20 protein-coding genes and 1 pseudogene are annotated in these 23,053 nt (G+C 70.1%); 7 read left to right on the plus strand and 14 right to left on the minus strand.

The features are described 5' to 3' along the window. Positions 1–116: 116 nt before the first annotated feature. Complete coding sequence (locus O7632_RS29685; RefSeq protein ID WP_278119110.1) at positions 117–458, plus strand: helix-turn-helix domain-containing protein; 342 nt, start codon at positions 117–119, stop codon at positions 456–458. Between the two features lie 7 nt (positions 459–465). Then, positions 466–960, plus strand: coding sequence for an SRPBCC domain-containing protein (locus tag O7632_RS29690; protein ID WP_278119111.1), 495 nt, complete (start codon positions 466–468; stop codon positions 958–960). Positions 961–1,336: 376 nt separating this feature from the next. On the opposite strand, the pseudogene O7632_RS29695 reads toward O7632_RS29690, so the two are convergent. Then, positions 1,337–1,795: pseudogene (locus O7632_RS29695) on the minus strand (winged helix-turn-helix domain-containing protein); the annotation flags it as partial. Positions 1,796–2,098: 303 nt separating this feature from the next. On the opposite strand from O7632_RS29695, the gene O7632_RS29700 reads away from it, so the two are divergent. Then, positions 2,099–6,727, plus strand: coding sequence for a S8 family serine peptidase (locus O7632_RS29700; RefSeq protein WP_278119112.1), 4,629 nt, complete (start codon positions 2,099–2,101; stop codon positions 6,725–6,727). Positions 6,728–6,820: 93 nt separating this feature from the next. On the opposite strand, the gene O7632_RS29705 is transcribed toward O7632_RS29700, so the two are convergent. The 7 genes from O7632_RS29705 to O7632_RS29730 all read right to left on the minus strand — a co-directional run bounded on the left by O7632_RS29705 (position 6,821) and on the right by O7632_RS29730 (position 12,692). After that, positions 6,821–7,351 (minus strand): lamin tail domain-containing protein, encoded by a 531-nt coding sequence (locus tag O7632_RS29705; RefSeq protein WP_278119113.1) that lies wholly within the window; start codon positions 7,349–7,351, stop codon positions 6,821–6,823. A gap of 1,547 nt (positions 7,352–8,898) precedes the next feature. Further along, the gene (locus O7632_RS29710) at positions 8,899–9,249 is read right to left on the minus strand and encodes a DUF1416 domain-containing protein (RefSeq protein ID WP_278119114.1); all 351 of its coding nucleotides are present in this window, start codon (positions 9,247–9,249) and stop codon (positions 8,899–8,901) included. A 2-nt stretch (positions 9,250–9,251) separates the two neighbouring features. Continuing rightward, entirely contained in the window at positions 9,252–10,100 is an 849-nt protein-coding gene (locus O7632_RS29715) for a sulfurtransferase (RefSeq protein ID WP_278119115.1), read from the minus strand. Positions 10,101–10,316: 216 nt separating this feature from the next. Further along, the gene (locus O7632_RS32325) at positions 10,317–10,394 is read right to left on the minus strand and encodes an Ms5788A family Cys-rich leader peptide (protein WP_347403651.1); all 78 of its coding nucleotides are present in this window, start codon (positions 10,392–10,394) and stop codon (positions 10,317–10,319) included. A gap of 115 nt (positions 10,395–10,509) precedes the next feature. Then, complete coding sequence (locus O7632_RS29720) at positions 10,510–11,313, minus strand: DUF2993 domain-containing protein (RefSeq protein WP_278119116.1); 804 nt, start codon at positions 11,311–11,313, stop codon at positions 10,510–10,512. Positions 11,314–11,439: 126 nt separating this feature from the next. Further along, positions 11,440–12,264: a hypothetical protein gene (locus O7632_RS29725; protein WP_278119117.1), complete on the minus strand. Its 825-nt coding sequence runs from the start codon at positions 12,262–12,264 to the stop codon at positions 11,440–11,442. Beyond that, the gene (locus O7632_RS29730; protein ID WP_278119118.1) at positions 12,261–12,692 is read right to left on the minus strand and encodes a hypothetical protein; all 432 of its coding nucleotides are present in this window, start codon (positions 12,690–12,692) and stop codon (positions 12,261–12,263) included. The genes O7632_RS29725 and O7632_RS29730 overlap by 4 nt, the downstream gene beginning before the upstream one ends. 337 nt (positions 12,693–13,029) lie before the next feature. Here O7632_RS29730 and O7632_RS29735 point away from each other — a divergent pair, with 337 nt between their 5' ends. The 3 genes from O7632_RS29735 to mshD all read left to right on the plus strand — a co-directional run bounded on the left by O7632_RS29735 (position 13,030) and on the right by mshD (position 15,942). After that, a complete protein-coding gene (locus tag O7632_RS29735) occupies positions 13,030–13,746 on the plus strand; it encodes a response regulator transcription factor (protein ID WP_278119119.1) in 717 nt (238 codons plus the stop codon). Positions 13,747–13,955: 209 nt separating this feature from the next. Next, a complete protein-coding gene (locus O7632_RS29740) occupies positions 13,956–14,984 on the plus strand; it encodes a polysaccharide deacetylase family protein (RefSeq protein ID WP_278119120.1) in 1,029 nt (342 codons plus the stop codon). Positions 14,985–15,012: 28 nt separating this feature from the next. Continuing rightward, positions 15,013–15,942: a mycothiol synthase gene (gene mshD, locus O7632_RS29745; RefSeq protein ID WP_278119121.1), complete on the plus strand. Its 930-nt coding sequence runs from the start codon at positions 15,013–15,015 to the stop codon at positions 15,940–15,942. Positions 15,943–15,991: 49 nt separating this feature from the next. Here mshD and pstB read toward each other — a convergent pair whose 3' ends face one another. The 6 genes from pstB to O7632_RS29775 all read right to left on the minus strand — a co-directional run bounded on the left by pstB (position 15,992) and on the right by O7632_RS29775 (position 21,902). Continuing rightward, a complete protein-coding gene (pstB, locus tag O7632_RS29750; protein WP_278119122.1) occupies positions 15,992–16,771 on the minus strand; it encodes a phosphate ABC transporter ATP-binding protein PstB in 780 nt (259 codons plus the stop codon). Between the two features lie 20 nt (positions 16,772–16,791). Beyond that, a complete protein-coding gene (gene pstA / locus O7632_RS29755) occupies positions 16,792–17,856 on the minus strand; it encodes a phosphate ABC transporter permease PstA (RefSeq protein ID WP_278119123.1) in 1,065 nt (354 codons plus the stop codon). Further along, positions 17,853–18,884 carry a phosphate ABC transporter permease subunit PstC gene (gene pstC / locus O7632_RS29760; RefSeq protein WP_278119124.1) on the minus strand — a complete coding sequence of 344 codons (1,032 nt, stop codon included), beginning with the start codon at positions 18,882–18,884 and terminating at the stop codon, positions 17,853–17,855. The genes pstA and pstC overlap by 4 nt, the downstream gene beginning before the upstream one ends. Before the next feature lie 119 nt (positions 18,885–19,003). Beyond that, entirely contained in the window at positions 19,004–20,104 is a 1,101-nt protein-coding gene (gene pstS, locus O7632_RS29765) for a phosphate ABC transporter substrate-binding protein PstS (protein WP_278119125.1), read from the minus strand. Positions 20,105–20,327: 223 nt separating this feature from the next. After that, the gene (locus O7632_RS29770) at positions 20,328–20,861 is read right to left on the minus strand and encodes a hypothetical protein (protein ID WP_278119126.1); all 534 of its coding nucleotides are present in this window, start codon (positions 20,859–20,861) and stop codon (positions 20,328–20,330) included. A gap of 174 nt (positions 20,862–21,035) precedes the next feature. After that, complete coding sequence (locus O7632_RS29775) at positions 21,036–21,902, minus strand: NUDIX hydrolase (protein WP_278120511.1); 867 nt, start codon at positions 21,900–21,902, stop codon at positions 21,036–21,038. Between the two features lie 152 nt (positions 21,903–22,054). Here O7632_RS29775 and O7632_RS29780 point away from each other — a divergent pair, with 152 nt between their 5' ends. Next, on the plus strand, positions 22,055–23,026 hold the full coding sequence (locus tag O7632_RS29780) for a Gfo/Idh/MocA family oxidoreductase (protein WP_278119128.1): 972 nt from the start codon (positions 22,055–22,057) through the stop codon (positions 23,024–23,026). Positions 23,027–23,053: the final 27 nt, after the last annotated feature.

The following is a 23,053-nucleotide window of genomic DNA, read 5'->3' on the forward strand; positions in this document are numbered from 1 at the left end:
CGCGCGACCCGGTCGACTCGCGTCCCCGACTGGCGTCCCCGCTTTCGTCCCCGACTCGCGTCCCGTCGTGCGTGCCGACTTGCGCACGGCCGCACCGAGGTCTAACGTACAACCATATGGTTGTAGGTGAACTCGAACCGGCAGCTGCGGACCGCGTCTTCCATGCCCTGGCGGACGCCACCCGGCGCGACATCGTCACCCGGGTGATCCGGCACGAGCAGTCGGTGTCCGCGATCGCCCGGCACTACCCGATGAGCTTCGCGGCAGTACAGAAGCACGTGGCGGTCCTGGAGCGGGCCGCGCTGGTCACCAAACACAAGCGCGGAAGGGAACAGGTCGTGTGCGCCAACCTGACCACGCTCAACCGGGCCGCCCGGCTGCTCGACGCGTACGAGCGGCTCTGGCGGGAACGCGTCGACCGGATCGCGACGATCCTGGCGGAAAACGAAGAAGGGTGAATCGATCATGACAGTGATCAGTTCGATCAAAGACGAAAAGGCGTTGACCCTCACGGTCGTCGCCGAGTTCGACGCGAGCGTCGAACGGGTCTGGCGAGTGTGGTCCGACCCGCGTCAGCTGGAACGGTGGTGGGGGCCGCCGTCCTGGCCGGCGACCTTCGAGCAGCACGAGTTCGTCGTCGGTGGACGCTCCCACTACTACATGACCGGGCCCGAGGGCGAAAAAGCCCGTGGCCTGTGGACGATGACCACCATCGCGCCGCCGCACCGGCTGGAGTTCGAGGACAGCTTCGCCGACGACGACGGCAACCCGTCGACCGACATGGCGCCCATCCAGATGGCCGTCACGATCGAGGCGGACGGCGCGCGGACCCACATGACGATGATCTCGACGTTCGACAGCGTGGAGCACCTGGACAGCGTCCTGGCCATGGGCATGGCGGAGGGGCTCGGCGAGGCGCTCGGCCAGATCGACGACCTGCTCGCCGAGGCCACCAGCTGAACCAGGCCGCGCCTCGCGGCGAGCGCACCGGGGGGTGCCGGTACGGGCGTGACCCGTACCGGCACCGCCGGTAGCGGAACTACCCGGACATGTCCGCCGTGCTCAGCGCACCGTGACGACCGTTGCGCTCGGCCCGGTTCAACCGGTCGACCCGGTCGACCCGGTCGAGGGCGTCCAGCGGATCGAGGGCGAAGGCCGGCTGTCCATTGGCCGCCGCGTCCCCATGTGCGCCGTTCGTCGGACCCGGCGCCGCCGAAGGATCAGCCACCGACGGATCGACCGTCGACGGATCGACCGCCGACGGATCAGCTGTCGATGGATCGGCTGTCGACCGGTCCGGCCCGGCCACCGAGGTCGCGGCGATTGCGCTGGACGCCAGCCGATAACCGACGCCGCGTACGGTCTGCACCTCGAGACCGCCGCCGAGGCTGCGCAACTTGCGGCGCAGCCGCTTGACGGCGGAATGCAGGATCGCCGTGTCCCCGAGATAGGCACCGCCCCAGACGGTGCCGAACAGCCGTTCGTAGGTCCAGACCACGACCGGCGGGCTTGCCAGCCGGGCCAGCAGTTCACGTTCCAGCCGGGTCAACGCCAGGGGTTTCCCCTGCCAGGTGACCAGATGACCGGGCACGTCGACGACCAGGTCGCCGAGCACGATCGGAGCTGCCGGAGCTGCTGTCTCAGTAGGTGTCGGCGGAAAGAGCATCGCTCTCAGCTCCGCCATGTCCGTACAGATGACTACTGTGCCGCAGTCGTCGAGCCGTCGAACCACTCGTTCACGTACCGCGACGTCAGCGGTGACACACACGACCAGTGGCACCTCACCGTTGACCACGCATTCCTCCCCAGGTTGCTGCGTGTCATCAGACAACGCCGTTTAGTCGTCGGAGTCAACAGCGACAGACGCCGATACCGGCCATGCCCGAGTCTCGACCAGGTTCTGTTGGCGTACTGCCCGAAAACTGCCCGACAGACCCCATTGATCACCAACGTTGCCCACTAAACCATGACTCGTAGCCGTCGTGCGAGGACTGTCAGTAGGCCGATTCTCCACACGTATGGCGGAATCCGGGCTTTCCGGTCCGCCGGTTTGGCTGGTCCGGCTGACCGGACCGCCACGAGCATGGGGGGACCCGCGATGGTCGACCTGCCAGACCGCGACACCTCGACACACCATCACCCGAGGCCACACCATCACCCGAGTCCGGAACCGGATCACGGTCGACGCGGACACCGACGTCCCCGACCACACCACGGCCGGCTGTGGAACCGCACCGGCGTCCTGCGTCGCGTCCTGATCGGATGCGCCGCCGCCCTGCTGGCGGCGACCGCCCAACCCGCCGCCGCCGGCGCCACACCCGCCGGCACCCCGACCGCACCCGGCGGCAACCAGGCCGCAGTGATCAGCACCGAACTGTCCGCCAGCCTCGACCGCGACGGCACCGTGGACTTCCTGGTCTACCTGCGGGAACGAGCGGATCTCCAGCGCGCCGCCGACGCCGCCCAAGCGGGTCTGCCCGCCGGCTCGGCCCGCGCGGACGCCCGGGCCGACGCGGTCTTCCAGGAGCTCACCACCACCGCCGAACGCAGCCAACGCTCCCTGCGCGACACGCTGGACGAGCGGAAGGCCCCGTACACCCCGTTCTGGATCGCCAACGCCGTCCACGTCACCGGCGACCGCGACCTGGTCGACGTCGTCGCCGCGCTCCCCGAGGTGGAGCGGCTCGAACCGGTCCGCGACCGTCCACTGCTCACCCCGGAACCAGCCGCCCCGATCGCGCCCGACGGCACGACGCCCGGCGACGCGACGACGAGCGACGCGACGACCGGCGACTCATCGGTCAACGCCGTCGAGTGGAACCTCACCAACATCGGAGCCCCCCGGGTCTGGTCCGAATTCGGCACCCGTGGCGACGGCATCGTGGTGGCCACCATCGACAGCGGCGTCCAGTACGACCACCCGGCGCTGGCCGCCAGCTACCGGGGCGCCGACGGCACCGGCGGCTACCACCACGCGTACAACTGGCTGGACCCCACCGGCATCTGCCCGGCCGGCACCCCCTGCGACAACAACGGCCACGGCACCCACGTCACCGGCACCATCGCCGGCGACGACGGCGGCGCCAACCAGATCGGTGTCGCGCCCGGCGTACGGTGGATCGCCGCCAAGGGCTGCGAGGTCGACACCTGCTCCGACCCCTCGCTGCTCGCCGCCGGACAGTTCGTGCTCGCCCCGACCGACGCCAGCGGCGCCAACCCCCGGCCCGACCTGCGCGCCGACGTGGTCAACAACTCCTGGGGCGGCGGCCAGGACGACCCGTGGTACCAGCAGACCGTCGACGCCTGGGTGGCCGCCGGCATCTTCCCCGTCTTCGCCATCGGCAACGAGGGACCCGCCTGCGACACCGCCAGCTCCCCCGGCGACTACCCGCAGGCCTACGCCGTCGGCAACTACGACGTCAACAACGTGATCGCCGCCCGGTCCAGCCGGGGCCCGTCCCGGGTCGACGGCGCGGTCAAGCCGAACATCTCCGCCCCCGGCACCGCCGTGCGCTCCAGCGTCCCCGGCGGCGGGTACGCGGCGTACAGCGGCACCTCGATGGCCAGCCCGCACGTCGCCGGCGTGGTCGCGCTCGCCTGGTCGGCGGCACCGGCCCTGCACGGCGACCTCACCGCCACCCGGGCCCTGCTCGACGGCACCGCCATCGACACCGACGACACCAGCTGCGGCGGAACCGCCGCCGCCAACAACAACTTCGGCGAAGGCCGGCTCGACGCGTACGCCGTGGTCGACCAGGCCCCGCGCGGACCCGCCGGGCGGGTCGAGGGCGTGGTCACCGGCGACGGTACGCCGTTGAGCGGCGCGGTCGTCGGCACCGCTGACCGCAGCGTCCGCACCGCCGCCGACGGCAGCTACACCCTCACCCTGCCGGTCGGCGAGCACACCCTCACCGCCAGCGCCTTCGGCTACACACCGGTGACCGTCACGGTCGACGTGGCCGAGGACGACACCATCGAACAGGACTTCGCGCTCGCGGCCACCACCCTGGTCACCCTCAGCGGGCGGGTCACCGACGGCTCCGGCCACGGTTGGCCGCTGTACGCCCGGGTCGAGGTCGACGGGGCACCACAAACGTTCACCTACACCGACCCGGCGTCCGGGCGGTACACGTTGACCGTGCCCGGCCAGACCGCCGTGACGTTGACCGTGGCCGCCGAACTGCCCGGCTACCGCGACGTCCAGGTCGACGTACCGGCCGGCGAGCGCGACCGGACCGTCAACGTCGCGGTGCCGGTCGACGCCGAATGCGTCACCCCCGGCTACGCGGCGAGCTTCGGCACCCCGCTGCTGGCCGAGAACTTCGCCACCACCGACACCCCGGACGGCTGGTCGGTGGTGAACCGGACCGACGGCGGCGGCTGGACCTTCACCGACCTCGGCGCCCGGGGCAACCTCACCGGCGGTACGGGCGGCTTCGCCATCATCGACAGCGACCAGCTCGGCGTCGGCGCGACCCAGGACACCGACCTGGTCACCCCGACGCTCGACCTGTCCGGGTCGGCCGCGCCCTACCTGCGGTTCGCCAGCGACTGGCGGGCGGTCGGCTTCACCGACAGCGCCGAGATCGGCGTCTCCGTCGACGGCGGGACCAGCTGGACCACGGTATGGCGCCAGACGACCAGCCGACGCGGCCCCCGGGTCGAGGAGATCCCGCTCGACGTGGCCGCCGGTGCCGAACAGGCCCTGATCCGGTTCCGCTTCCAGGGCTCGTACGCCTGGTGGTGGCAGCTCGACGACCTGGAAGTGGTCAACCGGACCTGCGCGCCGCTGCCCGGCGGACTGCTGGTCGGCACCACCACCGACCACAACACCGGCACCGCGCTCAACGGGGTCACCGTCACCAGCAGCGCCGACCCCACCGTACGGGCGGTCTCCGCGCCCACCCCTGACGACCCTGCCCTGGCCGACGGCTTCTACCAGCTCTTCTCACCGCTGACCGGGGAGCAGGAGTTCACCGCGACGCGGGCGCCGTACCAGCCTCGGGTCCGGACCGTCACGGTGGTGGCCGACGCCGCCCGGCGGGCCGACTTCTCGGTCAAGGCCGGCCGGCTGGTCGTCGAGCCGACCACCCCGATCGTCTCCCACCAGCCGTACGGCAGCAGCCGCAAGGCCACGGTGACGGTGACCAACACCGGTAGCGCACCGGCCACCGTGGAGGCGCTGGCCACCGGCGGCGACGTCGAGCTGCTGTCCCGCGCCGGTGCGGCGCTGGCCGAACACCGGGTCAAGGGGATCAGCAAGGCGTGGACCGGCCACGCGTACGGGTCCCCGGCCGACGCCGCGCCGACCAGGGTGTCCGCCGCGCCGGTGGCCACCGCCGCCGACGAGGCCTGGACGCGGACGCCGGACCATCCGACCGCAGTCTTCGACAACGCCGCCGCGACCCTGGACGGCAAGGTCTACTCGGTCGGCGGCGGCAGCGGCAGCGGCACCGAACGCGACGCCTGGGTCTACGACCCGGTCACCGACGCCTGGAGCGCCCTGCCCGATCTGCCGTCGGCCCGCAGCAAGCCGGTGCTGGCGGCGGTACAGGGCAAGCTGTACCTGTTCGGCGGCTGGGGTCCCGGCGGCACGCCGGTGGCGACGGTGGACGTGTTCGACCCGGCGGTCGAGGCCTGGACGACCCTGTCCGGCGTGACCAGCCCGGCGCCCCGGGCGGCGGCTGGTGGCGCGGTGGTCGGCGGCACCGTCTATCTGATCGGCGGCTGCGTCGACAGCACCTGCACCGACTCGTCGACGGTGCTCGCCTTCGACACCGGATCCGGGGCGTTCCGGTCCGGCGCCGACTATCCGGTGGCCGCCTCCTGGCTGGCCTGCGGCGGCATCGGTGAGCAGGTCTACTGCGCGGGTGGCGCCGGTGCCGTCGAGTACTCCACGGCCTGGACGTACCGCCCGGCGACCAACGCCTGGAGCCCGCTGCCGGACCTGCCGCTGGACCTGTGGGGCGGCCAGTACGCCGCCGCGGGTGGGCTGCTGGTGATCGCCGGCGGGGTGACCGCCGCGTCGACGACGGTGACCAACCGTACGGTCGGCTACGACCCGGTGGCCGGCAGCTGGCGGAACCTGCCGAACACCCAGTTCGCCCGCTACCGGGGTGCCGGGGCGTGCGGGGCGTACAAGATCGGCGGATCGCCGACCTCGTTCGTCGGGTCGACGCAGGTGGAACGACTCGGTGGGCTGGAACTGTGCGACACCGGTGCCGACGTCGAATGGTTGTCGGCCGCTCCAGGCACCTTCACCCTGGCTCCGGGTGCGTCCCGTACGGTCACCGTCACGCTGACGGCCACCGCCGAGGTCGGGGTGGATCAGCCCGGTCGGTACGCCGCCACGCTGGGCCTGCGTGCGGACACGCCGTACCCGGTGAGTGCGGTCGAGGTGGCGATGAACGTGTCCCCGCCGGCGTCCTGGGCCAAGGTGCAGGGCACGGTGACCGGGGTGACCTGCGCCGGGGTCGAGGTGGGGGTGGCCGGGGCGACGATCCGGTTGAACTCGCTGACCGAGCCGGGCACCGGGTACACGTTGCGTACCGACGCGGCCGGTGGCTACGCCTACTGGCTGCCCCGGGGGCAGTACCAGATCATCACCGCCAAGGACGGCTGGATTCCGCAGGCCGGTGAGCTGCGGCTGCCGGCCGGGATCGTGACCACCGTCGACACGGTGCTGGAAGCGGTCGATCCCTGTCCGGCCCGGCTCGGCGGGATCTGATCTGTCGGATCGACGGAGTCTGATCCGTTGAGGAAGTGGGTGCCGGGCCGGCCCAGCTCCGGCCCGGCACCCACGGCGGTCAGCCCGCGACGGTCACGGGCTGACCGGGCAACGCACCCAGTCCCGGTCCTTTACAAAGGTCCAGGAACAGGTGTGCACGGTCCGACCTTTACGGTCACGCAGGAACACCTTGTCGCCGTCGGCGCCCCAGACGAATGCGTCGTTGTTCCAGTAGTAGCTGCGCGCGGTGTCGTCTCCGGAGCCGGAACGGAGCCACAGCCGCCCGCCTTTTCCGGCAATGGTGACGTCGCCGAACCGATAGGTCTTGCCGGCGCTGTTGTGTACGGTGTAGCCGCGCAAGCGCAGCGGTTCTTTTCCGCGGTTGATCAGTTGCACCCATTCCCGGTTGAGCAGTGCTCCGCTGCCGTCGTCCAGGCCTTTCGGGTCGTACTGGACGCTGTGCACCCGCAGGTCGGGCGCGGCGCTGTCCGCTCCGGCCAGGGCTGCGTCGGACGCTGCGGTGTCGGGCGCCGCCGCACCGGCCGCCGTACCTGGCACGGCCAGCGCGATCGAGGTGGCCAGCCCCATCACGCCGGACAGCAGAATTCTGACGGTTCTGCGCATGATTCCCCCCATGGGACGAACGATTTTCGCGAGCCTGCCGAGTTGTGAATGCAATCCGCCGGACTCGCTCCCGTACGAAGAATTCTGCGCCGAACCGCGCCGGTCACACCAGCCACTGACGTCATCAAGTCAGTTCGTCATCGGCGCCGGAGGGCGTGCGTCGACACACCTCATCGGCTCAGCGGGCGCGCGTAGCGAACGGGGTGACGCCGACAGACAGTTCTTTTCGGTGTCGACAGGACGACACAATGGCTTTCGGGGATCTTGAAAGCGTCCGGATAACGACAGACCGCCGCCGGAGCGCGCTCCGGCGGCGGTCTGTCGGGTCGTGCGGTGGGCACCAGCGGTGCCGCGTGGCGGGACGGTATATCCCGCGAACCCCGACGCTGCGAGTGCACGATCTGCACCGCCCGCGCACCCGACGCCGTCTTCACCGTCCGCACGTACGCCACGCCGACACCGTAGAACCCGACCCGTTTAGTGCGTGCCTCCCGACACAACACCCCAGGTCACAGCCCCGTAGACCCCAAAATCAGCCAACCGTGAGCCAAGTCGGGCTACACGCGAGCGCAGGCGGTCGCGCCCACAACTCACATCCCACAGCACGCATCACCAGGTGGATCGCCAGCGACAGCTGGATATGCGGACATGCAACTGAACAAAAGCCCTTACCTTCTCTTTCTTACTTTTTACACAAATTTATGGTGAACTATTCGTAAAGAAGACGTATATAAAAGTTTCTTTACTTATAACATTCGCACCCTTGACCACTTTTATGATCTTGTGCCAAAATTGTCCATAGTCAGACAACGGAGCGGAGGCCAATTCATTCACTGCGCAAACCTCACCCAAACGTCCTCGCAGGAGGATTCAGCGAAAGGAAACAAGTTGTCGAAGACAGTCGCGAAACGGCCGAAGACCACGCTCGCCGCAATCCTGATCGCCACCATTGCACTCCTTCTCGGCACATCACTCCCTGCTTTCGCTGACGCCGGCGACGTCACCTACAGCATCAATGACCGCGAGGTTGAGTTCGGGTCGAACCAGTGCAGCACCGCACTGGTTTATACAGGGATATCAGGGGGCCCAGTTCCGAACCCCACTAATCTAGCGGTGTATGCAAAGGGCTATGCGTCAGGGTGCGCAGTCCGCGCACGTCTGGTATTCGTTGACACTTCCGGAGTGCTTCGCACCACACCCTACATCTATGCCTACAACACCGCACTTGTAGGCTCATCGAATTACTATGGGCGACGGTGCTACACCGAAGCTGGAGTTCGCCGAAACAACGGCACCTACTACCCCCGCTTCATGTTCAACCCAAGCCCGCCCGGCAACTGCCCTTCCTGACTTCACGCCCAGATCGACTCGGATGATAAACAAAGCTAACCCGCAGACGATCCGATTCGATTGACCGGTACAACCGTTAGCTGACAGCATCGCTCGGGCGATACAAATCCCAACCAATGACTGGGCCGCCGCCCCGACACTAATCCGGGGCGGCGGCTAGTCGTATCGATTCAAGACCTGAGGTCGTCGAGGGCGGCTCAGCCGCCGACGGTGACGCCCACCTCGTTGACGCCTTGGGCGGCGGTCACCGGGGTGTCGCCGTTGCCGTGGCGGGACAGCGCCCGCAGCGTCCACGAGCCCGGTGCGGCGAAGAACCGGAACTGGCCGGCCGGCGACGTGACCACCTCGGCGGTGAACTCACCGGAGGCGTCCAGCAGCCGGACGTAGGCGCCGGCGATGGCCTCTCCCGCCGCCGACCGTACGGTGCCGGTGATCACGGTCTCCTTGTTCAGGTCGACGCTGGCCGGCAGCGGAGCGGACTGGTCCGGGGCGGCGCAGCCGGCCGCCGTGGATGTCGCGGCGGGGCTCGACGATGTCGCTGTGCTCATGGTCACGCCTTCCCTGGCTCGTCACCGAGCACCACGGGTACGCCGATCAGCGAGCCGTACTCGGTCCAGGAGCCGTCGTAGTTCTTCACGTTGGAGTGGCCGAGCAGCTCCTTGAGCACGAACCAGGTGTGCGAGGAACGCTCGCCGATACGGCAGTAGGCGATGGTGTCCTTGCTGTCTTCCAGACCGGCCTCGGCGTAGAGCGCGCGCAGCTCGTCGTCGGACTTGAAGGTGCCGTCCTCGTTGGCGGCCTTGGACCACGGCACGTTGACCGCCGTCGGGATGTGTCCGGCCCGCTGCGCCTGCTCCTGCGGGAGGTGGGCGGGGGCGAGCAGCCGACCGGCGAACTCGTCGGGCGAGCGGACGTCGACCAGGTTCTGGGTGCCGATCGCGGCGACGACCTCGTCACGGAAGGCCCGGATGGAGGTGTCCGGCTCCTGGGCGACGTACTGGGTGGCCGGCCGGGAGACCACGTCGGTGGTCAGCGGGCGGGCGTCGAGCTCCCACTTCTTGCGGCCGCCGTCGAGCAGCTTGACGTCACCGTGGCCGTACAGCTTGAAGTACCAGTAGGCGTAGGCGGCGAACCAGTTGTTGTTGCCGCCGTAGAGCACGACGACGTCGTCGTTGCTGATCCCGCGCTCGGAGAGCAGGGCCTCGAACTGCGACTTGTTGATGAAGTCGCGGCGCACCGGGTCCTGCAGGTCGGTCTTCCAGTCGATCCTGATAGCGCCGGCGATGTGCCCACCGTCGTACGCGCTGGTGTCCTCGTCGACCTCGACGAAGACGACGCCCGGGGCGTCGAGGTTCTTCTCGGCCCAGTCGGCCGAAACGAGTGCGGTGTCGCGACTCATCAGATCACTCCCTGGTTGGTTCTCCCCGCACCGGCGGCAGCCGGTCGGAGGCGAGTTGGCGGTGAGTCCACGCCGCAGGTGTCGCACCAGCGCGCGGACCCTGGAGGACGGATCACGGACGTGCGACGGCGCCGCTGTCGGGCGATGGTGCGAGATCTTCGGGCTCCACGTCCGACCCGCGAAAGGGGTCGGCGAAGCCTGCCAGTCAGCCCGCCGTCAGATGACCGGGCGACACAGGCAGGTGGCCACACGGCACAGGTCGACCGCGCGCCTCTTGGTGAGGAACTTCCCCATGGGTACGGAGGTTACCAGCCTTTTTCCGGCTGGTCACCGGTGCGACCACGCACTGAGATGGCGACCACCCGTACCGGTGACCGCGCTCGGCCACCGTCGCTGCCACCTCGGCGACTCACGCCACCTGGTTGAGCGGCACGTCCTGTGCGGTCGCCGTGACGACCAGACCGGCCGGCGCGACCTCGACCTCCTGCAGGTCGAGCTGGAACGGAAGCTCCGGCAACGGCACCGCGATGGAGATCTGCTGCGCGTACGCGTCGATGAAGACACGAGCGGCGTCGTTGCCGGGCAGCCCTTCGGCGTTGAGGTCGTCGAACCGGAGCAGGACCTCGCCGTCGGCGACCTCCAGGTCGGCGACCCCGGTCAGGGTGACCTGCTGGCCGAGGATCTCCACCGGGGCGGTCACCCCGAGCCGACCATCCTGTTCGGCCAGTCGCAGACCGGGCTGTTCGATCAGCTGCACCACGCTGTCGTAGGCGATCGTGGCGTTGCCGTGCACGGTCGCGGCGGTGATCTCTCCCTGCCCGGTCCGCAGTGAGTCGAGCGAGGCGCGCACGTCTCGGGCGTCGACGTCGAGCTCGGGCAGCCGCACACTGTTGCCGTTGACCGCTCCCGTGACATCGCGCAGCACGATGGACACCGACTGGTAGCGCCCGCCGGCCACCTGGGTCAGGAACGGGAACCCGCTGATCGACACCTCCGGCGGGGACGATTCGATGTTCTGCCGGGCGATTTCCTGACTGACCTGCTCGGCGACGGCGCGTTCGGCGTAGGCGATCGCCACCCGGTCGGCCACCACCAGCAGGATCGCCAGGATCAGCAGGAGAACGACGCCGACCGCGAGCAGTCGGCGACCCCAGCGCCGCCGTGGTCGAGCTGGATGAGCCAGATCATCCGAGTACGCCGGATAGGTCGACACCGTGCCTCCTCGCCCAACCGTCGCACCGGTCGACCGACCGATGCGCGTCCGACGGTATCTACCCGATCCGAGAACGACTCACGCCAGGGCGGGGAGTCAGTTGAGCGGCGGTCAGTTGAACAGCGGTCAGTTGAACAGCAGGACGCCGAGCGCGTACGACAGCGGGGCGGCGAGGGCGAACCCACCGAGCGGTCCCTGCATGTACCGGGCGACCCACATGGTCGGCGGGTCACCGGCCATCTGCCGGCTCGCCTCGGCGTAGCTGGTCGCCAGGTCGGTCAACACCGCGGCGCTGGCCGCGACGAGACCGACGACCGCCGCGGTCACCGGGGTGAACCCGACCACGTAGACGCCGAGGATGGCGCTGGTCAGGGTGCCACCCATCGCGCCGAGCACCACCCCCGCCGCACCGCGCGGCACCTGCGGGGCGAGCCTGGGCCAGGGCAGTACGGCATCGGTCAACCGGGCGATCATCAGCGCGCTGCCGGTGCCGGCGAGCGCCACCACGATGGTCTGGGTGCCGCCGAGCTGCAGTCGGCTCAGCACGATCAGGGTGGCGAACGCGACCACCCCGACGACGATCTGCGCGGTGGCGCCGAGGGATTCGGTGACCCGGGTACGGTCCGCCGGACGTACCAACTGGGTGAGGATGGCGACGACGAACCCGCCGGCGGCGGCGTAGCCGACCGGGGCGAGCGACGCCACCGTCGGCAGCAGGGCGCCGATGTCGGCGGCGGCGGCGGCCAGCAGGCCGATCGCGCCGATGACCAACATCGCCGGGGGGCGGATCGCCATCGTCCAGGCCAGGACGTACAGCAGTTGCACGCCGAAGACGACGATCGCGAACGGCACCCGGGCCGCACCCGGCCCGGCGGTCTGGCCGCCGAAGATCAGTCCGAGCGCGAGCAGCACCGAGAACCCGGCCACGGCGAGCGAGATGGTCCGGCTCACCGGTACCGGGGCGGCCGGCTTGCCCTTACCCGGATCGGTCCGGTCGACCGGGCCGGTGCCCCGCTCGGCACCGGGGGCACGCTCGGGATCGGACGGACGGCCGGCACCGGACGGGCGCGCGTCGCCGCCCTGGCCGGCGGGTCCCGGACCAGGTGCCGGTGCCCGCCCGGGAACCGGGGCGGCACCCGGCGGCGTCGCCCGACCAGGAACCGGGGCGGCACCCGGCGGCGTCGCCCGACCAGGACCCGGGGCAGCACCCGGCGGCGTCGCCCGACCGGGTGCCGGGGCACGGCCCGGCGCTGCTCCCGGGCCGGGCGCGGGAGCGCGTCCCGGCGCCACCCCTGGTTGCGTGCCGGGGCGGGGGCCAGGGCCAGGACGGTCGCCGGGCCGTCCGCCCGGTGGCGGACCACCAGGGCCGCCCCGGTCACCGTGGGGCCACGGTCCGCGACCAGTCTCGGATGGCGTGGAGGGATACACGCACCTGATCGTGCCAGACGCACCGGACCGACCGCTGACGACGGCACGGTTGGTCAAGGCCTCAACCGGATTTCCCGGGTTGGTGCAACACTCAACTGTTATGGCGGATCGCACAGATGAACGGACGGCCGCCTGGGTGTTTCGGGCACCTAATCGGTTAAGCTCATGACTTAACTGCCCGTCAGCGACGCCGGGGTCCGACGCCACTGTCTGCGGTGACGGCCATCAGGCCGGATACCGCGGTCACCACGCGCGGCTGAAGAAGGGCCGCGAGGACGGAGGTGATGTGTGGAAATCCTGCTGTTGGTGACTGCCCGCGCGGGCGAACCGTCGGTCGTGCTTCCCGCATTGGACCTACTCCCCCATTCGGTGCGGACCGCGCCCCGAGACGTCCGCACGCTGGTGTCCGGGCCGAGCCCGGACGCCGTACTGGTCGACGCCCGGTCGGAGCTGTCCGAGGCCCGTGCGACCTGCCGGATGCTGCATGCCACTGGTCTGGGCGTCCCGCTGGTCGCGGTGGTCACCGAGGCCGGCCTGATCGCGCTCAACGCGGACTGGGGGGTCGACGACGTCATCCTGGCCAGCGCCGGACCGGCGGAGGTCGAGGCGCGACTGCGGCTGGCCGTCGGGCGACTGACCAACGCCACGTCCGGTGCCGGTGGACTGATCCGGGCCGGCGAGTTGAGCATCGACCCCGACACGTACGCGGCCAAGCTCAAGGGCCGCCCGCTCGACCTCACCTACAAGGAGTTCGAGCTGCTCAAGTTCCTCGCCCAGCACCCCGGCCGGGTCTTCACCCGTGACCAGTTGCTGCGCGAGGTCTGGGGCTACGACTACTTCGGTGGCACCCGTACCGTCGACGTGCACGTACGGCGGTTGCGGGCCAAGCTCGGCTCGGAGTACGAGTCGATGATCGGCACGGTCCGCCAGGTCGGCTACAAGTTCGTGGTGCCGCCGAGCCGCGCCGCCCTGCCGGATTCCGAGCCGGCTCCGCTGCCGGTCTGACCGGTCGACACCGGTCCGACTAGCGCAATCCGTTCGATCGTTCAGCTAGTTCGCGGAATATCAACCAGGGCGCCATCCGGTTTCGGCCGGTTGGCGCCCTGTCATTTAACCGAATTGGTCTGATTTGCTGGCTTATTCGGCTTCTGGCGTACTTCAGGATGTGAGTCCTTCTAACCTCGGCGCGACAGCCAAGGGACGGAAGGGCGGTGGTGGCGGTGCTCGCAGGTCCCCGAGGGACGACCCTGGCAGCCCTGACCGCCGTGGCGATCCTGACCAGTGCCTTCCTGGTCGGGTTCCGCTCGGCGCCGACCGACCGGGCCAGCCCGGCCCCCACCCCGGCCCCCGGGCCGGTCCCGACACCCGGCCCGACGCCCGGTTCGACGTCCCAGCGGCACGATCCCGATCTCGGCCCGCCGCCGACGGCCGGCCCCACACCGGCCACCCCCACGCCGGCCACGCCGGACGTCCCGGCACCACCCACCTCGACCTCCCCGGCGCGCCCTACGCCGTCGACCTCAGCGACCGCCAGCGATCCACCGCCGGCGATGGTCACCCCCCGGCGACCCCCGCTCGCCCCGGACCGCAGCGGCCCATACGGCACCAGGCGGACCAGCGGAAGCGCGGCGGTCGCGCTCACCTTCGACGACGGACCGCATCCGGTGCACACCCGGCAAACCCTCGACGTGCTGCGTCAATACCAGGTCAAGGCGACGTTCTGCCTGGTCGGCCGCAACGCCGTGGCCCACCCCGAGCTGGTACGGGCGATCGCCGCCGAGGGACACACCCTGTGCAACCATTCCTGGAGTCACGACTTCGACCTCGGTAGCTATCCGGTCGAGGCGATCCGGGCCGATCTCACCCGTACCTCGGACGCGATCCGGGCCGCCGCCCCCGGCCACCCGGTCTCCTACTATCGACAACCCGGCGGTTTCTGGACCCCGGCGGTGGTCGAGGTCGCGCAGGAACTCGGCATGGTCTCCGTGCACTGGAGCATCGACCCGGCCGACTACTTCCAGCCCGGTGCGGGCAGTATCACCGCAACGGTCACCGCGCAGGCCGTACCCGGGTCGATCGTGTTGTTGCACGATGCCGGCGGCAACCGGACCGGGACGGTGCTGGCGCTGCGGACGATCCTGCCCAACCTGCGACAACGCCTCCTGGTCGACGCGCTGCCACCGTTGGCCGAGCGGGCCGATCAGCGTAGCCGCCGGCTGCACCTGAAGACCGGACAGATCTGAACACGGACGGCCCGGTTACCGTAGAGCCATGCCCGATCCGGTGCCGACGCCCGACCCGGTCCCTCCCGTCGCCGTCGTCGAGCGGCTGGACCGCCTCGACACCGGACAGATCCGCCAGGTGCTGGCGCTGGCCGGTGCGGCGAGCGCCACCGACGGTACGGATCCGCTGCCGGAGCAGGTGACCATCGCGCTCGACAGCGCGGCTCCGGCCCGGCATCTGACGCTCGCCGACACGCACCGCACTCTGGTCGGCTACGCCCACCTCGACCTGGCCGATCCCGCCGCACCCGTGGCGGAACTGGTCGTCCACCCGGCGCACCGACGACGCGGGTACGGTCGGCGGCTGCTCGCCGAGTTGCTCGACGCCGTCGACCCGGCCGCCCCGCTGCGGATCTGGGCACATGGCGACCACCCATCGGCCGCCGCACTCGCCCTCGACCACGGGTTCACCCGCGACCGGGTGCTGCTGCAACTGCGCCGCCGGCTGACCGCTCCGCTGCCCGAGCCAACCCTGCCGGCCGGGGTACGGCTGCGGGCGTTCGTCCCGGGCCGCGACGACGCCGCCTGGGTGGCGCTCAACGCCACGGCGTTCGCCGACCACCCGGAGCAGGGCCGCTGGGGCCTGCCGCAGTTGCGGGCCAGGATGGCGCAGCCCTGGTTCGACCCGGCCGGTTTCCTGCTCGCCGAGGACACGGCCGGCCGGCTGCTCGGCTTCCACTGGACCAAAGTGCACGCCGACGCGGCGGTCGGCGAGGTCTACGTACTCGGGGTCGATCCGACCGCCCACGGCGGCGGTCTCGGCCGCGCGCTCACCCTGGCCGGGCTGCGGCATCTGGCCGGGGCCGGCCTGCCCCGGGCGATGCTTTACGTCGACGAGTCGAACACCGCAGCAGTGCGGCTCTACACCCGGCTCGGTTTCCTGCGCTGGTCGGCGGACGTCAGCTACCGCCGGCCCTGACCCGGTCGGTCAGGCCGGTCGGGTCAGGGCCGGTCGGGCCACGCGCCGGTCAGCCGAACCGGCCGGTGATGTAGTCCTCGGTCGCCTTGACCTTCGGATTGCTGAAGATGCGCTGCGTGTCGTCCATCTCGATCAGCTTGCCGGGCTGGCCGGTGCCGGCGATGTTGAAGAAGCCGGTGCGATCGCTGACCCGTGCCGCCTGCTGCATGTTGTGCGTGACGATCACGATGGTGAACTCGGCCTTGAGCTGGTGCATCAGGTCTTCGATGGCCAGCGTCGAGATCGGGTCGAGCGCCGAGCAGGGCTCGTCCATCAGCAGCACGGCCGGCTTGACAGCGATCGCCCGGGCGATGCAGAGTCGCTGCTGCTGGCCGCCGGAGAGGCTGGATCCGGGTCGGTTGAGCCGGTCCTTGACCTCTTCCCAGAGGTTGGCGCCGCGCAACGTCTGCTCGACCAGCTCGTCGAGCGACGCCTTGCGCATCCGGCCGCCGTTGAGCTTGACGCCGGCCGCCACGTTGTCGTAGATCGACATCGTCGGGAACGGGTTGGGTCGCTGGAACACCATCCCGACCTGCCGCCGTACGGCGACCGGGTCGACGCCGACGCCGTACAGGTCTTCGCCGTCCATGTCGACCTTGCCGGTCACCCGCCCGCCGGGCACGACCTCGTGCATCCGGTTGAGCGAGCGGAGGAAGGTCGACTTGCCGCAGCCGGACGGCCCGATCAACGCCGTCACGGAACGCGGCTCGATGGTCATGTTGACCTGTTCGACGGCTTTGAACGCGCCGTAGAAGATGTCCAGGTCGGTGACTTCGATTCGCTTGGCCACTTGAGGGGTCCTTTCCGCGGTCAGCGGCTGTTCGGCAGGGAGAAGAACCGGGAGATGAGGCGGGCCACCAGATTCAGTGCCATGACGAGGAGGAACAGGGTGAGCGCGGCGGCCCAGGCACGATCGACTCCGAACTCCGGCCGCGCCCCGGGGATGCTGTAGGAGTAGTAGGTGAACACCGGCAGCGACGCCATCCGGCCCTCGAACAGGTTGGTGTTGAGGGCGGTGGTGCTGCCGGCGATGATCAGCAGCGGTGCGGTCTCCCCGATCACCCGGGCGATCGACAGGGTGACCCCGGTGGCGATGCCCGGTGCGGCGGTCCGCAGCACCACCCGCAGCACGGTGCGCCACTTGGGCACCCCGAGGGCGTACGACGCCTCGCGCAGCTCGTTCGGCACCAGCTTGAGCATTTCTTCGACCGACCGGACCACAACCGGCACCATCAGCACCGACAGCGCGACCGCACCGCCGAGGCCGAACCGGATGCTCGGGCCGAAGAAGATCGCGAAGAAGGCGAACGCGAACAGACCGGCCACGATGGACGGGATGCCGGTCATCACGTCGACCAGCAGGGTCACCCAGCGGGCCAGCCGACCCTTGCCGTACTCGACCAGGTAGACGGCGCACATCACGCCGACCGGGACCGAGATGAGCGCCGCCGCGCCGGTCATCAGCAGGGTGCCGACGATGGCGTGCAGCGCGCCGCCGCCCTCGCCCAGCACGCCCCGCATGTCGCTGGTGAGGAAGGTCGCGTCGAGCCGGTTGACCCCGTTCTGGGTGACGGTGATCACCAGCGAGAGCAACGGCAGGATGGCCAGCCCGAAGGCGATCGAGACCAGCACGGTGACGAAGCGGTCCTTGGCCCGGCGGCCGCCCTCGACGCGCCAGGAAACTGCCGGCAGCGCCACCAGGGTCAGCAACACACCGAGCACGATCGACAGCGGAATGCCGAAGCCCAGGGTGAGCCCACCGAGCAGGCCGACCGACAGGCTGACGCCGACCACCGACCAGGGTGCCCAGTTGGGCAGCACGCCGCTGGTCAACGAGTTGGGGGCCACCGCCTGGGGTGGGGTGATGGTGGTCATGCGTTCGCTCCCGAGAAGTCGCGCCGACGGGCGATGACCGCTCGGGCGGCGAAGTTGACGACGAAGGTCAACGCGAACAGCACCAGACCGGAGGCGATCAACGTGTTGACCGCGAGACCGCTGGACTCGGGGAAGTCGAGCGCGATGTTGGCGGCGATGGTACTGCTGTTGACCGAGTCGATCAGGTTGATGGTGACCACGTCGTAGGCCGAAAGGATCATCGCCACCGCGAGGGTCTCGCCAAGCGCCCGACCGAGCCCCAGCATGCTGCCGCTGATGATGCCGGACCGGCCGAACGGCAGCACGGTCATCCGGATCATCTCCCAGCGGGTGGCACCGAGCGCCAGGGAAGCTTCCTCCTGCAGGCGCGGGGTCTGCAGGAAGACCTCCCGGTTGACCGCCGTCATGATCGGCAGGACCATCACCGCCAGCACCAGCCCGGCGGTGAGCATGGTCCGGCCGGTAACCGAGGCAGGGCCGGCGAAGAGCGGGATGAAGCCGAGGTACTCCTCCAGCCAGCGGTAGACCGGGACGACGTTCGGCGCGAGGAAGAAGATGCCCCACAGTCCGTAGACGACGCTGGGCACGGCGGCGAGCAGATCGACCAGGTAGCCGAGTCCGGCGGCGATCCGGCGGGGTGCGTAGTGCGAGATGAACAGTGCGATGCCGATCGCCAGCGGGGTCGCCACGACCAGCGCGATCACCGCGGCGAGCACCGTGCCGAACAGCAACGGGGTGACGTACGCCAGGAATCCCTCACCGCCGGGCAGGTCCTCGGCGTCGGCGGTGAGCGCGGGGAAGCCTTCGTAGAGCAGGAAGGCGGCGACGGCCGCGAGCGTGACAAGGATCAGAACGCCGGCGCCGACGGCCGTACCGGAGAAGATCTGGTCACCGATCCGTTTGCCGGATCGGCCGCGCAGCTTGGGGGTGTCGGGCAGCCCGTCCGATGACGTGCCGCGCGGCGGTCCACCACTGGTGGGTGGGTCGCTGGAGGGGGTACCGCTCGTCGCGGTGGCGGGCTTTGTCACGGATTACGCCTCCTCAGGCCGTGTCGTGACGGGCTGTGCCAGATACGCCGCAGGTCCGGACGGCCACCGGGTGACCGTCCGGACCTCGGGGATCAGCAGCCTAGACGTGACCGCTGTGATCAGGCGACGCTGATCGCGTCGATCGCCGTCTGGGCCTGGCTGCGCAGCTCGGCGGAGATCGGCGCGGAGCCGGCGTTCCCGGCGGCGGCCTGCTGGCCTTCCTCGCTGATCAGGTAGTTGAAGAACGCCTTGACCAGGTCGACCTTCTCCTGGCTGTCGTAGTTGACGCAGGCGAGCTGGTAGGAGACCAGCACGATCGGGTAGACGCCGGACTCGGTGGTGTCCCGGGGCAGGTCGATCGCGTAGCTGAATTCCGGACGGCCGGAGACGGTCTCGGCGGCGTCGACCACCTTGGCGGCGGCCTCGGCGGAGTACTCGACGAACTCCTCGCCGACCTGGACCGCGGCGACGCCGAGGTCGGTCGCCTGGGAGGCGTCGATGTAGCCGATGGTGCCCTCGCCACCGCGCAGCGCGGCGGCCACGCCCTGGGTCTGGGCGGCGGCCTCACCGGTCTGGGTCGGCCAGTCGCCGGAGACCTCGTACGGCCAGTCGGCCGGGGCGGCCTTGGCCAGGTAGTCGACGAAGTTCTCGGTGGTGCCCGACTCGTCCGAGCGGTGCACGGCGGTGATCGCCAGGTCCGGCAGGGTGGCGTCGGCGTTGAGCTCGGCGATCGCCGGGTCGTTCCAGTTGGTGATCTTGTTGTCGAAGATCCGGGCGATCACCGACGGCGAGAGGTTCAGCGTGTCGACGCCCGGCAGGTTGTACGCCACAGCGATCGGGCTGATGTAGCCGGGGAACTCGATGAAGCCCTGCTCGCCGCAGGTCTCCAGGGCCGCCGCGATCTCCTCTTCGTCGAGGTAGGCGTCCGAACCGGCGAAGTCGGCACCACCGGAGGTGAACTGCTCACGGCCACCGCCGGAGCCGATCGGGTCGTAGGTGACGGTGGCGTCGGGGGCCACGGAGGTGAATCCGGCGATCCACGCCTCCATCGCGGCACCCTGCGAGGAGGCGCCGGCGCCAGCGAGGTCGCCGCTGACCGAGGTCTCGGAGCCGGTGTCGGTGTCCGAGCCGCTGTCGCTGTCGCTGCCACAAGCGGCCACGCCAAGGGTAAGCATGACGGCGACCGGCAGGGCGGCCAGCCGGAGGGTCGTACGATTCACGGTGCGTTGCCTCTCTGAGGTCGGGTGGCGACTCACCGCCCATGGGTGGGGGGCGAGTCACCGTCTCGAACGCGGTGGACGGTACGAGCCGTGGCTAAACTGCCGACCGGGACATGGTGAACAGAAGGTGAACGAGACTTGTCGGATCGCACTCGATCCCCCGGTTCGCGCTCCGGAGTGACGCACGTCCCTCCGACCCGCCACCGGTAGCTGCGGTTCGCGGCTAATCGGCCGACTCGACGCCCGACGTCTCCCGTACGGTCCGCCAGCGCCGGGCCTGCTCGGCGGTGACCTGGTAGGACACCCCGGCCGGCCGACCCGACTCCACGCGGGGCACTCGCTGTAACGGCAGTCCCCAGGTCGGATAGTCGTGGTAGGCCTTCACGATCCGGGTCAGGCCGCCCAGGGCGCCGATCACCTTGTCCACCGGGCTGCCGAGCTCGGCCGCCAGATCACCGACGGGCAGGGCCTCGCCCGGCCGGGCGGACAGCAGGTCGAGGATGGCGCAGACGGTCTGGTGGGTCCGGGACCGGCCCTGGGCGAACCGGCGCAGCTCCTCGACCGGCCATTCCTTGGCCGAGCGGGTGTTCGACCGGCGTCGCCGGGCGGGCTTGGCGAGCGGCTTGGTCCGCTGGTCGAGTTCTTCGATCAGGCGCGCGATGTGGTCGACGTATTCGGCCGGAACAGCGAGGTGGACGAGGTCACTGCCGGATGGCGGGGTGTCGTTCGCGGATGATGTCCCTGATCGTGGAGCCATGTGTCCCGTCCGATAGCGCGGCGCCGGACGTCGTCCGGGCACCCAGGATCGCGTTGTGCGCGCCAAAGTATCACCGCTCGGTAACGCAAGATCATCTCAGCGCATCGACGCTGAGGAATCGACGTGGGCGCGGGACAGGGTCCGGGTCCGGATCTCCGTACCGGAAAGTGCAGGTCAACCGCCCTGTCGGGCGACCGGGACCGCGAAGCGGACGGTGCCGTCGGGGTCGACCCGTAGATCGGGGGTGACCGGCGTCGACGAATCGCGACGAGACGCGGCGGCGAACACCGCACCGATGTCCGGACAGCCGCCCACCTCACCCAGAGTCACCCGAGTCGGCGGCAGCAACGCCCACTCGCCCCGGGCGGCGTGATCCAGCGCCAGCTCCGGGTAGGTCCACAGTGTCTGATCCGCCTCGCCGGAGACATCCCTGGTCAGCTGCCCGACCGGCAACCGGGCCACGAAGAAGTACGTGTCGAACCGGCGCGGTTCGAACTCGGGCGTGATCCACCGGCTCCACGGTGCCAGCAGGTCGGCGCGCAACGTCAACCCCCGCCGACGAAGCAGTTCACCGAAGCCGAGCCGCCGGTCGAGCAGGGCCCGCCGGTCCGCCTCCCAGTCCGCCCCGGCGACGTCGCTCACCACCGTCCGCCCGTCCGGTCCGGCGAGCAGCACCCCGGCCTCCTCGAACACCTCCCGCGCGGCCGCGCAAACCACCGCCTGGGCCTCGGCCGCCGGGCAGCCGAGCCGCGCGGACCACCACTGCGGATCCGGACCGGCCCAGTCGAGATCGGCGACGGCGTCGGACGGGTCGACTCCGCCGCCGGGGTACGCGTACACACCGCCGAAGGCCACCGCCGCGACCCGGCGGATCAGGTAGACCTCGAACGTCGACGAGACCGGATCGGCCGACGAACCCGGACCGGGATCGGCCGACGGACCGGGATCCACCGACGGACGCAGCAGCAGCACCGTCGCCGCGACCCGGGGCGGCACCGGCGTCCGCCCGGCGGCGTAGAACCGGCTGGCCTGCTCGATCATCGCCTCGGGGACCGGGAACAGAGCCACGCCGGTCGGCGCGGATGCGGCCGATGCCGCAGGCGGATCGTCGTCGGTGGGCACCCCCGTCAGGGTAGGCGGCGACCCGGCCGGTCTCCAGTTCGCCCCGCCGACGTCGGCTAGCGTGCCTGATCATGACACGTTGGGGAATTCTCGCCACCGGCGGCATCGCCGCCCGATTCGTCGAAGACCTACGACTGCTGCCCGACGCGGAGGTGCTGGCGGTCGGCTCCCGCTCGGCACCCAGCGCGCAGGCCTTCGCCGACCGCTACGGCATCCCGCAGGCGTACGGCAGCTGGGCCGAACTCGCCGCCGACGACAAGATCGATGTGATTTACGTCGCAACGCCGCATTCGGCGCACCACGCGGCGACCCTGACCTGTCTGCGGGCCGGGCGGGCGGTGCTGTGCGAGAAGCCGTTCACCCTGGACCTGGCGACCAGCACCGAGCTGGTGCAGACCGCCCGTGACCAGGATCTGTTCCTGATGGAAGCGATGTGGATGCGGTGCAATCCGACCGTACGGCGGGTGGTGGAGCTGATCGGCGACGGCGCGATCGGTGAGGTCACCGCGGTGCACGCCGACTTCGGCCTGGCCGGGCCGTTCGCCCCGGAGAGCCGGCTGCGAAATCCCGCGCTCGGCGGTGGCGCGCTGCTCGACCTCGGGGTCTATCCGATCAGCCTGGCGCATCTGATCCTCGGCCGGCCCGACGAGATCCGGTCCTGGGCGAAGTTGACGCCGGAGGGGGTGGACGAGAACACCGGCGTGCTGCTCGGCTACGACTCCGGCGCGGTCGCCGCGTTGACCTGCGGTCTGGTCGGCGCGACCCGGGTGGCGGCCACGGTCACCGGCACCACCGGCCGCATCGAGCTGCCGGATCCGTTCTTCTGCCCCAACGAGTTCACCATTCGGCGCGGCGACGGCGAGCCGGAGGCCGTCCGGGTGGTCGAGCCGGCCGGCAACGGCTACCAGTACGAGGCGGCCGAGGTGCACCGCTGCCTGGCCGCCGGGCTGCGGGAAAGCCCGCTGGTGCCGCACGCGGTGACCCTCGAGGTGATGGAGCTGCTGGACACGATCCGTAACCAGATCGGGGTCGACTACCGCTGATCCACGGGTACGGCTGGGCCGTCGGCT

The sequence above is a fragment of the Solwaraspora sp. WMMD406 genome, assembly GCF_029626025.1.
Classification (GTDB): Bacteria; Actinomycetota; Actinomycetes; order Mycobacteriales; family Micromonosporaceae; genus Micromonospora_E.

Excerpts from the sequence above, each read along its gene's own strand:
- O7632_RS29685 (WP_278119110.1), top strand. The coding sequence starts at position 117 with ATGGTTGTAGGTGAACTCGAACCGGCAGCTGCGGACCGCGTCTTCCAT.
- O7632_RS29690 (WP_278119111.1), top strand. The coding sequence starts at position 466 with ATGACAGTGATCAGTTCGATCAAAGACGAAAAGGCGTTGACCCTCACG.
- O7632_RS29700 (WP_278119112.1), top strand. The coding sequence starts at position 2,099 with ATGGTCGACCTGCCAGACCGCGACACCTCGACACACCATCACCCGAGG.
- O7632_RS29705 (WP_278119113.1), bottom strand. The coding sequence starts at position 7,351 with ATGCGCAGAACCGTCAGAATTCTGCTGTCCGGCGTGATGGGGCTGGCC.
- O7632_RS29710 (WP_278119114.1), bottom strand. The coding sequence starts at position 9,249 with ATGAGCACAGCGACATCGTCGAGCCCCGCCGCGACATCCACGGCGGCC.
- O7632_RS29715 (WP_278119115.1), bottom strand. The coding sequence starts at position 10,100 with ATGAGTCGCGACACCGCACTCGTTTCGGCCGACTGGGCCGAGAAGAAC.
- O7632_RS32325 (WP_347403651.1), bottom strand. The coding sequence starts at position 10,394 with ATGGGGAAGTTCCTCACCAAGAGGCGCGCGGTCGACCTGTGCCGTGTG.
- mshD (WP_278119121.1), top strand. The coding sequence starts at position 15,013 with ATGCCCGATCCGGTGCCGACGCCCGACCCGGTCCCTCCCGTCGCCGTC.
- pstA (WP_278119123.1), bottom strand. The coding sequence starts at position 17,856 with ATGACCACCATCACCCCACCCCAGGCGGTGGCCCCCAACTCGTTGACC.
- O7632_RS29770 (WP_278119126.1), bottom strand. The coding sequence starts at position 20,861 with ATGGCTCCACGATCAGGGACATCATCCGCGAACGACACCCCGCCATCC.
- O7632_RS29775 (WP_278120511.1), bottom strand. The coding sequence starts at position 21,902 with ATGATCGAGCAGGCCAGCCGGTTCTACGCCGCCGGGCGGACGCCGGTG.
- O7632_RS29780 (WP_278119128.1), top strand. The coding sequence starts at position 22,055 with ATGACACGTTGGGGAATTCTCGCCACCGGCGGCATCGCCGCCCGATTC.